This is a genomic window from Ideonella sp. (assembly GCF_041287625.1).
Lineage (GTDB): Bacteria > Pseudomonadota > Gammaproteobacteria > Burkholderiales > Burkholderiaceae_C > Ideonella.
In genome coordinates this window covers 130,767-140,908 of record NZ_JBGGNH010000043.1, presented here as the reverse complement: position 1 = coordinate 140,908, position 10,142 = coordinate 130,767, and the positions used below count along the sequence as shown (strand labels likewise).

The 10,142-nt window shown below is 67.2% G+C and carries 12 protein-coding genes; 8 read left to right on the top strand and 4 right to left on the bottom strand.

What is annotated here, in order from left to right; genetic code table 11:
• The 3 genes from ACAH41_RS17455 to rpmG all read left to right on the top strand — a co-directional run.
• On the top strand, positions 1–829 hold an 829-nt coding region (locus ACAH41_RS17455; RefSeq protein WP_370538388.1), incomplete at its 5' end, for an FAD-dependent oxidoreductase.
• A 251-nt stretch (positions 830–1,080) separates the two neighbouring features.
• Complete coding sequence (rpmB, locus tag ACAH41_RS17450) at positions 1,081–1,314, top strand: 50S ribosomal protein L28 (RefSeq protein WP_141286814.1); 234 nt, start codon at positions 1,081–1,083, stop codon at positions 1,312–1,314.
• 19 nt (positions 1,315–1,333) lie between these two features.
• Positions 1,334–1,504: a 50S ribosomal protein L33 gene (gene rpmG / locus ACAH41_RS17445; protein WP_325656601.1), complete on the top strand. Its 171-nt coding sequence runs from the start codon at positions 1,334–1,336 to the stop codon at positions 1,502–1,504.
• 133 nt (positions 1,505–1,637) lie between these two features.
• Here rpmG and ACAH41_RS17440 read toward each other — a convergent pair whose 3' ends face one another.
• The gene (locus tag ACAH41_RS17440) at positions 1,638–2,861 is read right to left on the bottom strand and encodes a fatty acid desaturase (protein ID WP_325656603.1); all 1,224 of its coding nucleotides are present in this window, start codon (positions 2,859–2,861) and stop codon (positions 1,638–1,640) included.
• Between the two features lie 225 nt (positions 2,862–3,086).
• Positions 3,087–4,346, bottom strand: a complete 1,260-nt coding sequence (locus tag ACAH41_RS17435; RefSeq protein ID WP_325656605.1) for an RsmB/NOP family class I SAM-dependent RNA methyltransferase — start codon at positions 4,344–4,346, stop codon at positions 3,087–3,089.
• A gap of 82 nt (positions 4,347–4,428) precedes the next feature.
• Between ACAH41_RS17435 and ACAH41_RS17430 the strand changes: the two genes are divergently transcribed.
• A complete protein-coding gene (locus ACAH41_RS17430) occupies positions 4,429–5,091 on the top strand; it encodes a DUF1345 domain-containing protein (RefSeq protein ID WP_325656607.1) in 663 nt (220 codons plus the stop codon).
• 3 nt (positions 5,092–5,094) lie between these two features.
• On the opposite strand, the gene purN is transcribed toward ACAH41_RS17430, so the two are convergent.
• Positions 5,095–5,721 carry a phosphoribosylglycinamide formyltransferase gene (gene purN / locus ACAH41_RS17425; protein ID WP_325656609.1) on the bottom strand — a complete coding sequence of 209 codons (627 nt, stop codon included), beginning with the start codon at positions 5,719–5,721 and terminating at the stop codon, positions 5,095–5,097.
• 73 nt (positions 5,722–5,794) lie between these two features.
• Between purN and trpS the strand changes: the two genes are divergently transcribed.
• The 4 genes from trpS to ACAH41_RS17405 all read left to right on the top strand — a co-directional run bounded on the left by trpS (position 5,795) and on the right by ACAH41_RS17405 (position 9,176).
• On the top strand, positions 5,795–6,811 hold the full coding sequence (gene trpS, locus ACAH41_RS17420) for a tryptophan--tRNA ligase (protein WP_325656611.1): 1,017 nt from the start codon (positions 5,795–5,797) through the stop codon (positions 6,809–6,811).
• A 16-nt stretch (positions 6,812–6,827) separates the two neighbouring features.
• Positions 6,828–7,727, top strand: a complete 900-nt coding sequence (locus tag ACAH41_RS17415) for a DMT family transporter (protein ID WP_325656613.1) — start codon at positions 6,828–6,830, stop codon at positions 7,725–7,727.
• A gap of 28 nt (positions 7,728–7,755) precedes the next feature.
• On the top strand, positions 7,756–8,625 hold the full coding sequence (locus tag ACAH41_RS17410) for a sulfurtransferase (RefSeq protein ID WP_325656615.1): 870 nt from the start codon (positions 7,756–7,758) through the stop codon (positions 8,623–8,625).
• Positions 8,626–8,741: 116 nt separating this feature from the next.
• A complete protein-coding gene (locus tag ACAH41_RS17405; RefSeq protein ID WP_325656618.1) occupies positions 8,742–9,176 on the top strand; it encodes a universal stress protein in 435 nt (144 codons plus the stop codon).
• Positions 9,177–9,324: 148 nt separating this feature from the next.
• Here ACAH41_RS17405 and ACAH41_RS17400 read toward each other — a convergent pair whose 3' ends face one another.
• The gene (locus ACAH41_RS17400) at positions 9,325–10,101 is read right to left on the bottom strand and encodes a ZIP family metal transporter (RefSeq protein WP_325656620.1); all 777 of its coding nucleotides are present in this window, start codon (positions 10,099–10,101) and stop codon (positions 9,325–9,327) included.
• Positions 10,102–10,142: the final 41 nt, after the last annotated feature.

The window sequence follows — 10,142 nt, the reverse complement described above, 5'->3', positions numbered from 1 at the left end:
GTTGATGACGACGACCGACGTCGACAACTGGCCGGCCGACGTCGACGGCGTGATGGGGCCGGACCTGATGCAGCGGTTCCTGAAGCATGCCGAACGCTTCGACACCAAGATCATCTTCGACCACATCAACACGGTCGACCTGTCGAAGCGCCCATTCGAACTGGTCGGCGACTCCGGGGGCTACACCTGCGACGCCCTCATCATCGCCACCGGCGCATCGGCCAAGTACCTCGGCCTGCCGTCCGAGGAAGCGTTCATGGGCCGCGGCGTCAGCGGCTGCGCCACCTGCGACGGCTTCTTCTACCGCGGCCAGGAGGTCGCCGTGGTCGGCGGCGGCAACACCGCGGTCGAGGAAGCGACGTACCTGAGCAAGATCGCCAGCACGCTGCACCTGGTGCACCGGCGCGACAAGTGCCGCGCCGAGGCCATCATGATCGACAAGCTGCACGAGAAGGTCGCGCAGGGCAAGATCAAGCTGCACCTGCACCAAACCCTGGACGAGGTGCTGGGCGACCAGAGCGGCGTGACCGGCGTGCGGCTGAAGAAGGTGGACGGCAGCGCGACCGAGGACATCGCGCTCAAGGGCTGCTTCATCGCCATCGGCCACCATCCGAACACCGACATCTTCCAGGGCCAGCTGGAGATGAAGGACGGCTACATCGTCACCAAGAGCGGCCAAAACGGCTTTGCGACGATGACCAGCGTGCCGGGCGTGTTCGCCGCCGGCGATGTCCAGGACCACGTCTACCGCCAAGCCATCACCTCGGCCGGCACCGGCTGCATGGCCGCGCTGGATGCGCAGCGGTTCCTGGAGCAGCACGACCTTTGAGTGGCTCCCCGGCGGGCCGTCGTGGCCTGTCGGCTCGTCCCGCCCTGTGCAGACGCCGGCAAACCGGCTATACTCGCGGGCTTTCCTGCGCCGTGAAGGCGCTGCATGGACGTGTACAGCTGAAGGCTGGACGGCGACATGCACGGGTTACCGCCACCCTTTTGGCGAGGTGAGGCCGCTGCCTCCAACCTGCAGTTCAGACTGCTGCGGGCCGGAGGCGGTCGCTGTATGACAAGTATCGGAGTGTCCTCATGGCACGCGTCTGCGAAGTCACGGGCAAGAAGCCCATGGTCGGGAACAATGTTTCCCACGCCAACAACAAAACCAAGCGCCGGTTCCTGCCGAACCTGCAATACCGTCGTTTCTGGGTCGAGAGCGAGAACCGCTGGGTTCGCCTGCGCATTAGCAATGCTGGTCTGCGCCTCATCGACAAGAAGGGCATCGACACCGTGCTGGCCGACCTGCGTGCCCGCGGTCAAGCCTAAACACTGAAGGAGCGACACCATGGCATCCAAAGGCGGACGCGAGAAGATCAAGCTGGAATCCACTGCCGGCACTGGTCATTTCTACACCACGAGCAAGAACAAGAAGACCACGCCTGCAAAGCTGGAATTCATGAAGTTCGACCCCAAGGCACGCAAGCACGTGCTGTACAAGGAAATCAAGCTGAAGTAATTCAGCCTGGCACCTTGCTCAAAAACCCGCCGCTGGCGGGTTTTTTGTTGCCCCGGAAAGCGCCCATGAAAAAGCCCGCGCGTGGCGGGCCTTGGTCGCGCAGCACCCGAAGGCGCTCAGCAGGGAATCGGCATCAGGCGCGGGCGGCGCGCAGCTGCATCGAGAAGTCGCGCAGCGCGGCAATGCCGCTGCTCTCGGCGCGGCGGCACCAGTCCTGCAGGTCCGCCACCAGTTGCTCGGCCGAGACGTTGGTACGCGTCCAGAGCTGGCGCAGCTCTTCGCGCATGGCCACCAGTTGCTGCAGCACCGGGGCGCTGTGCAGCGCACTGTCGACCTGCACACGCAGGTCGGTCGGGATCTTCTCGGCGTCGCGATGCAGCCAGCGCTCTGCAATGCGCAGGTTGGTCCAGGCCGATCCGCTGGCGCTGCCTTCGGCTTTCAGGCGGGCGACTTCGGTCGAGCAGGCGCGGCGCAGCTGCTTGGCGTAGTTGGCCATGACCTCGTAGCGGTTGGCGATGATGGCCTCCAGCGTGTGGGCGTCGGCCGCCGGCTTGATCTCGCCCAGCTGCAGCTGCGGCGCGGTCTTGCGGACCTTGGCCAGGCCCAGCATCTCCATCGCGCGGATGTAGCCCCAGCCGATGTCGAACTCAAAAGGCTTGACCGAGAACTTGGCCGAGGTCGGGTAGGTGTGGTGGTTGTTGTGCAACTCTTCGCCGCCAATCACGATGCCCCAGGGCGAGATGTTGGTCGACGCGTCGACCGCCTCGAAATTGCGGTAACCCCAGTAGTGGCCCACGCCATTGACCACGCCCGCGGCCCAGATCGGGATCCAAGCCATTTGCACCGCCCAGACGGTGGCGCCCAGCGCGCCAAACAGCAGCACGTCGATGATCAGCATCAGCGACACGCCCAAGGCGCTGTAGCGGGTGTACAGGTTGCGTTCGATCCAGTCGTTCGGCGTGTTGTGGCCGAACTTGTCCATGGTTTCCTTGACCTTGGACTCGGCGCGATAGAGCTCGGCGCCGCGCTTCATCACCGTCTCGATGCCTTTGACCTGCGGGCTGTGCGGGTCTTCGTCGGTCTCGCACTTGGCGTGGTGCTTGCGGTGGATCGCCACCCACTGCTTGGTGACCATGCCGGTCGTCATCCACAGCCAGAAGCGGAAGAAGTGCGACGGGATGGCATGCAGTTCCAGCGCGCGGTGCGCCTGCGCCCGGTGCAGGAAGATCGTGACCGATGCGATGGTGATGTGCGTGAGCACCAGCGTGACCAGCACGACCTGCCAGGCGCTGAGGTCCAGCAAGCCGTTGGCGGCCCAGTCGATCAGCGCGGAAAACACGGTTTGGAAGTCAGCCATCGAAGTCTTGTCGCCCAACGAAGAATCGCGAAGAGTCGCGTGGACGCCAGACGCATCCTGAGGAAGCTGCCCGGCGAGGGTTGTGAATTGTAGGGGTCGGCCCCCGGCCGATGAAGGCAAAAACTGGGCCGCTAAACAGTCGCTTACCCCAAGATGGCGGCCTGTTGCCCGGGATCAAGCGCGCTGTGCAGAGCCTGGGCAAATGCCCGGGATCCCGCGTGCGATTCAGCTCTTGCGCTGCCAGGCGGCGGCGAAGAAGCCGTCGGTGGCGTGGCGTTGCGGCCAGAGCCGCAGCATGCCGTCGCGGTCCAGTTCGTCGGTGCGCTCGACCTGCGCAGAGGCCAGCGCGGCAGCGGCTGGCAGCGGCTCGAAGTCCGGGTGCGCGGCCGCAAAGGCCAGCGCAATGTCCTCGTTCTCGCGCTTGAGCAGGCTGCAGGTCGCATACACCAGCCGGCCGCCCGGCTTGACCAGGCGCGCGGCGCTGTCCAAGATGGCCGTCTGCTTGACGGTGAGTTCCTCGATCGCCTTGGGCGACTGGCGCCACTTCAGGTCCGGGTTGCGCCGCAGCGTGCCCAGGCCGGAGCAAGGCGCATCGACCAGCACGCGGTCGATCTTGCCGGTCAGTCGCTTGATGCGGTCGTCTCGCTCATGGGCGATCTGCGCCGGATAGACGTTGGACAGGCCGCTGCGCGCCAGCCGCGGCTTCAGCCCTTCGAGCCGGTAGCCGGACACGTCGAAGGCGTACAGCCGGCCGGTGTTGCGCATCAGCGCGCCCAGCGCCAGCGTCTTGCCGCCAGCGCCGGCACAGAAGTCCACCACCATCTCGCCGCGCTTGGGCGCCACCAGGGCCGCCAGCAACTGGCTGCCTTCGTCCTGCACCTCCACGTCGCCGCGGATGAACAGCGGCAGCTTCTGCAGCGCCGGCTTGCCCTGGATGCGCAGGCCCCACGGCGAATACGGCGTGGCCACGGCCTCGATGCCGGCTTCCTTCAGCTCGGCGATCACATCCTCGCGCTTGGCCTTCTGCGTGTTCACGCGCAGGTCCAGCGGCGCCTGTCCGCTGATGGCGGCCACCAGGGGCCAGAAGTCTTCGCCAAGTTCCGCCTTCAGCGGGTTGGCCAGCCAGTCCGGCAGGTTGTGGCGCAACTTCTCTGGCAGCGTCGCCTGGTCGATCTCGCGCACCTCGGCCAGCCATTTCTGCTCGTGCGGGCCCATGCCGCCGCGCAGCTGGCCGTCGGTGCCTTGCCATGCCAGGATGGCCAGGCGGCGCTCCAGCGCGCCGCTGCCGCTTTGCGCCAGGTGAGCCCACAGCAGGCGCTGGCGCAGCACGGCATAAGTGGTCTCGGCCAGCGCATGGCGCTCGCGCTGACCCAGCTCGCGGTGGTGCTTGAAGAAGTTGGAAACGACCATGTCGGCCGGCTGGTCGAGTTTCAGTGCCTGGCGCAGCAATTCGGTGGCCAGATCCAGCAGGGCATTAGGATGCATCCATGGATTATCCCAGCAGGCACACGCTTCGCCGCAGAGCGGCCCGATTCAGTGCCAATTGCGTCTGCATTCCGTCCGCCTGATGCAGACGCTGAGGCACCTGAAGCACAACCTGCAGTACCGGCCGCGGCTGGCAATCGCGGCCGCGCTCGGGCTGGCCGTGGCGCTGCTGACGCCCGGCGACTGGCACGTGGTGACTCGCGCACTGACCGGCTGGAACACCAGTGTCTGGTTCTACCTGATCGCCATGACATGGCTGATGGCCAGAGCCGACCACGGCCATCTGCTGCGCTTTGCCCGCGCCCAGGCCGACAGCGCGCCCGTGGTGCTCAGCGTGGTGATTACCGCAACGTTGGCCAGCCTGGTGGCCATTGCGATGGAGCTGAGCTGGATCAAGCAGAACGGCATGGACTTGGCCGCGCCACATGTGCTGCTGGCGGCGGGCACGGTGCTGGGCGCCTGGCTGCTGGTGCCCATGGAGTTCACGCTGAGCTACGCTGCCTGCTACCACGCCGAGAAGCCGCCCGCCGGGCTGCGGTTCCCAGAAACCGACGCCAGCTTCAGCCCCAACTACAGCGACCTGCTGTACTTTGCGTTCACGATTGCTGTCGCGGCGCAGACGGCCGACGTGGCCATCACCACGCGCGCCATGCGGCGCGTGGTGCTGCTGCAGTCGGTGCTGTCGTTTGCGTTCAACACGGCCGTGCTGGCGCTGACGGTCAACATCGCCGCCGGCCTGCTCTGAGCTTCAGCTCAGCAACTGGGACGCGCCGTCCAGATGCCGCACCACGCTGTCCTGCAACTGCAGCTTGCCCTCGACGAACCAGCGCGCGGCCAGCGGGTAGAGCCGGTGCTCCTGCTGCAGCACACGTTCTGACAGTGCCTGCTCGTCGTCACCTGGCAGCACCGGCACGATGGCCTGCGCCACGATGGGGCCATGGTCCAGTTCCGGCGTCACGAAATGCACCGTGGCACCGGCCAGCTTGCAGCCCTGCGCGATGGCCCTGCGGTGCGTGTGCAGCCCGGTGAAGGCCGGCAACAGCGACGGGTGCACGTTGAGCATGCGGCCCTCGTAGTGGCGGACAAAGCCGTTGCCGAGGATGCGCATGAAGCCTGCCAGCAGCAGCAGGTCCGGCTGGAAGCCGTCGATGACACGCGCCAGCTCGGTGTCGAAGGCTTCGCGACCGTCGAAGCCGCGGTGGTCGACCACCGCGGTGGCAATGCCGCGCTCGGCAGCCCAGGCAATGCCGCCGGCATCGGGCCGGTTGCTGACAACGGCGGCGACTTGCGCCGGCCAGCCTTCGGCCGCGCAGGATTCGACAACGGCCTGCATGTTGCTGCCCCGCCCGGACAGCAGGATGACGATTCGCTTCATGAGGCGCGAGAGTGTAAGCGCCCGCCTGCTCTGCCAGAATCGCCGGCTCCCCGTCGCGCCTGAAAGCCTCCCCATGCGAGCCCGCGTTGTTTCCGGCATGCGCCCCACCGGCGCGCTGCACCTCGGCCACTACCATGGCGCGCTGAAGAACTGGGTGCAGCTGCAAGATGCGCACGACTGCTTTTTCCTGGTCGCCGATTGGCATGCCTTGACCACCTCCAGCCAGCATGAAGACGCGCTGGAGCGCCGGGTCTACGACATGGTGGTCGACTGGCTGGCCGCCGGCATCGACCCGGACCGCGCCACGCTGTTCATCCAGAGCCGGCTGCCCGAACATGCGGAGCTGTTCACGCTGCTGGCCATGCACACCCCCATGTCCTGGCTGGAGCGCACGCCCGCCTACAAGGACTGGCAGGCCCGCTGCGCCGAGCCTGGCAGCCAGCGCGAACCGGCCAGCTACGGCTTCCTCGGCTACCCGCTGCTGCAGGCGGCCGACATCCTGCTCTACCGCGGCACGCTGGTGCCCGTGGGCGAAGACCAGGCACCGCACGTCGAGATCACCCGCGAGGTGGCGCGCCGCTTCAACCACCGCCATGGCCGCGAAGTGCTGCCCGAACCGGCCACGCTGCTGACCGACACGCCGCGCCTGCCCGGGCTGGACGGCGACAAGATGAGCAAGACCCCCGGCAACGGCGGCCACAACGCCATCGCGATGCGTGATCCCCCCGAACAGGTCACCGACAAGCTGCGCCGCATGCCCACCGACCCGCAGCGCGTGCGCCGCGACGATCCGGGCGAGCCGGCGCGCTGCCCCGTCTGGCCGCTGCACCAGGTCTACAGCGACGACAGCACGCGCGAATTGCTGGCCCAGGGCTGCCGCAGCGCCGGCATTGGGTGCCTGGACTGCAAGCAGCCGCTGATCGACGCCATCATCCTTCAGCAGCAGCCCTGGCATGAACGCGCGGAAGCCTGGCTGTCGCAGCCCAAGCAATTGCAATGGGTGGTGGAGCTGGGCACCGAGCGCGCCCGCACCGTCGCCCGCCAGACCCTGAAAGACGTGCGCGAAGCCATGGGCCTCGCCTACCGATGACCCAACCCCACGCTCGATGAACTTCCGCCTCTCTCCGCCATGGCTGATGGTGCTGTCGTCCTTCCTGTTCGCCACCATGGGTGTGTGCGTGAAGCTGGCTTCGCAGCAGTACAGCGCCGGGGAAATCGTCTTCTACCGCGGGCTGATCGGCGCGCTGTTCATCGCCGGCATCGCGCGCTGGCGCGGCGGCACACTGCGCACCAGCGTGCCGATGATGCATGTGTGGCGCAGCCTGGTCGGCGTGTCGGCGCTGGTGCTGTGGTTCTATGCGATCGGCAAGCTGCCGCTGGCCACCGCCATCACGCTGAACTACATGTCCTCGGTCTGGATGGCGCTGTTCCTGATCGGCGGCGCGGTGCTGCTCGGCGCGTCCAGGGTCGACGGCCGGCTGATTGCCACGGTGCTGGTCGGCTTTGCCGGCGTGGCGCTGGTGCTGAAGCCATCGGTGGGCAGCGACCAACTGATCGGCGCGCTGTGCGGGCTGGTATCCGGCATGCTGTCGGCGCTGGCGTACCTGCAGGTCACGGCACTGGGCCGCGTGGGCGAACCCGAATACCGGGTGGTGTTCTATTTTTCGCTCGGCGGACTGCTGGCTGGCGGCACGCTGGCGCTCAGCGACAGCGGCTTTCACGGCCACACGTTGACCGGCGCGCTGCTGCTGATTGCCACCGGCCTGCTGGCCACCAGCGCGCAAATCCTGATGACACGCGCCTACGCCATCGGCCGGGTGCTCACCAACGCCAGCCTGCAGTACCTGGGCATCGCCTGGTCCTTCCTGTTTGGCGTGCTGGTGTTCCACGATCCCATCACCGGCTCTGCGCTGATGGGCATGGGCCTGATCATCGCCGCCGGCCTGGCTGCCACGCTGCTGCGCCACAAGGCCGCGCCGGACGCACCCGAACCCACAGACACCTGATACTTCGCCGACCAAGGAGCACCGCACCATGACCACCGCCGCCAAGCCCTGGGCCCCGCTGATCACCGCCGAGCAGTTGCAAGCGCTGCTGCAGCAAACGCCGCCACCGCTGCTGCTGGACTGCAGCTTCGACCTGACGGACAGCAGCGCCGGCGAGCGCGCCTTCCTGGACCGGCACATCGCCGGTGCGCGCTACGCACATCTGGAGCGCGAACTCAGCGCGCCCAAGCGCCCGGAAGGTTCGATCCGCGGCGGCCGCCATCCACTGCCCTCACGCGAGGCCTTTGCCAAAACCGTCGCCAGCTGGGGCCTGACCCCCGAGCGCGGCGTCGTCTGCTACGACCTGCAGGGCGGCCCGTATGCCGCCCGCGCCTGGTGGATGCTGCGCTGGCTGGGCCATGGCGCAGTGGCAGTGCTCGACGGTGGCCTGGCCGCGTGGCAGGCCACCGGTGGCGCTGTCGAAAGTGGCGAAGCAGCGCCAGCCCAACCTGCGTCAACCTACCCCCTGGGCGACACGACGATGCCGACCGTGCAGGCCGACGCGCTACTGCGCCTGCTCGGCCAGGTGACGGTGCTGGACGCGCGCGCGGGTGAGCGCTTCCGCGGCGAGACCGAGCCGCTGGACGCGGTTGCCGGCCACATCCCCGGCGCACTGAACCGCTTCTTCAAAGACAACCTCGGTGCCGACGGCCGCTTCCTGCCGGCGGACACGCTGCGTGCCGCCTTCGAAGCCATGGGCCTGAAGCCCGGGCAGGTGGTGAACCAATGCGGCTCCGGTGTCACCGCTTGCCACAACCTGCTGGCGCTGGAACACGCGGGCCTCACGGGTTCCGCGCTGTATCCGGGCTCGTGGAGCGAATGGTCGGCCGACCCGGCACGGCCGGTTGCCAGGAGCTGAACCGGGGCGGAAGGTCGGCGGCATTCCGTTTGCCCCTTCAGGGCTTGAGGCAGATCAAGCCCTTGCCGCGAGGCGGGTCCACACTGTCTCCACCCATTCGCTGAAAGGAGTGCCGCATGTACCAACACATCCTCGTGCCGACCGACGGTTCCGACATCACCGCCCAGGCCGTGCTGGCCGCCACCACGCTGGCCCGCACGCTGGGGGCCAAGCTGACGACCATCAGCGTCAAGGAGCCGTTCCCGTACAGCGCCATCAGCGAAATGCAGCCGGTGCCACCGCAGGAGTTTTATGACGCGCAGGAGCGCATTGCTGCCGCCCGCGTCAAGATCGTGACCGACGCTGCAGCCGCTGCTGGCGTGCCCTGCACCGCCTTCACCGTCGAAGCCGTGCACGCCTGGGAAGCCATCGTCGACCTGGCCAAGGACAAAGGCTGCGACCTGATCGTGATGGCCTCCCACGGCCGCCGCGGCGTCAGCGCGCTGCTGCTGGGCAGCGAGACGCAGAAGGTCTTGACGCACTGCAAGATCCCGGTGCTCGTGGTCAAGTGAGCCGCACCAAGGCCACCGTTCGCGGGTAGCAGCGTCAGCCACGCGGCTCGTTGCGCCACCAGCGCAGCGGCGCCGGGCCGCTCCCAAGCGGCTGCGCCTACCCGCCCGGCGGGTGGCTTCGCGTATGTCGCGAAGCCGGGTGCTTCATTCACTCATGCATGAAGCTGATGGCGAATGAGACCAGCAGGAGTCCTGCGCCGATCCAGACGATCTGCGACACCAGGTCGCGCCACGGCAGGCGCTTTTGCATCTGCGGCAGCAGGTCGGCCACGGCCACGTAGATGAAGCTGCTGGACGCGGCCACCATCAGGTACGGCATCACGCCCACCCACGCGCCCACCACGTAGTAGCCCAGCACGCCACCGACCACGGCAGCGAGGCCGGACAGCGCGTTGTAGAACAGCGCGCGCTTGCGGCTCAGGCCGGCGTTGATCAGCACGATGGTGTCGCCGACTTCCTGTGGGATTTCGTGCAGGATGATCGCGATCGAGGTCGTCAGCCCCAGGTGCGGGTCGGCCAGGAAAGCGGCGGCAATGATCACGCCATCGCAGAAGTTGTGGATGCTGTCGCCCAGCAGCACGCTGAAGCCGCCACGACCCGCCTGCTGCGCATCGAAGTGGTGATGATGGTGGTGCCCGTCGCCTTCGTGGTGATGGTCATGCCGGTACAGCTCGGCCTTCTCCAGCAGGAAGAAAAACAGCAGCCCGCCCAGCAGCACCGCGAACAGCGTGTGCGGCTCGGCCTTGCCGCCCTCGAAGGCCTCGGGCATCACATGCAGCAGGGCAGTGCCCAGCAGCACACCGGCCGACAGGCTGACCAGGTGCTTGACCAGCTTGCTCAGCACGGCAAAGGTCAGCGACGCGGCCACGACGACCGACAGCACGCCGCCGATCAGCGTGGACAGCACAATGTAGAACAGCGTCATGGGTCAGGCAAAAACAAAGCCGCGCCCCGGAAGGACGCGGC

Excerpts from the sequence above, each read along its gene's own strand:
- rpmB (WP_141286814.1), top strand. The coding sequence starts at position 1,081 with ATGGCACGCGTCTGCGAAGTCACGGGCAAGAAGCCCATGGTCGGGAAC.
- rpmG (WP_325656601.1), top strand. The coding sequence starts at position 1,334 with ATGGCATCCAAAGGCGGACGCGAGAAGATCAAGCTGGAATCCACTGCC.
- ACAH41_RS17440 (WP_325656603.1), bottom strand. The coding sequence starts at position 2,861 with ATGGCTGACTTCCAAACCGTGTTTTCCGCGCTGATCGACTGGGCCGCC.
- ACAH41_RS17435 (WP_325656605.1), bottom strand. The coding sequence starts at position 4,346 with ATGCATCCTAATGCCCTGCTGGATCTGGCCACCGAATTGCTGCGCCAG.
- ACAH41_RS17430 (WP_325656607.1), top strand. The coding sequence starts at position 4,429 with ATGCAGACGCTGAGGCACCTGAAGCACAACCTGCAGTACCGGCCGCGG.
- purN (WP_325656609.1), bottom strand. The coding sequence starts at position 5,721 with ATGAAGCGAATCGTCATCCTGCTGTCCGGGCGGGGCAGCAACATGCAG.
- trpS (WP_325656611.1), top strand. The coding sequence starts at position 5,795 with ATGCGAGCCCGCGTTGTTTCCGGCATGCGCCCCACCGGCGCGCTGCAC.
- ACAH41_RS17415 (WP_325656613.1), top strand. The coding sequence starts at position 6,828 with ATGAACTTCCGCCTCTCTCCGCCATGGCTGATGGTGCTGTCGTCCTTC.
- ACAH41_RS17410 (WP_325656615.1), top strand. The coding sequence starts at position 7,756 with ATGACCACCGCCGCCAAGCCCTGGGCCCCGCTGATCACCGCCGAGCAG.
- ACAH41_RS17405 (WP_325656618.1), top strand. The coding sequence starts at position 8,742 with ATGTACCAACACATCCTCGTGCCGACCGACGGTTCCGACATCACCGCC.
- ACAH41_RS17400 (WP_325656620.1), bottom strand. The coding sequence starts at position 10,101 with ATGACGCTGTTCTACATTGTGCTGTCCACGCTGATCGGCGGCGTGCTG.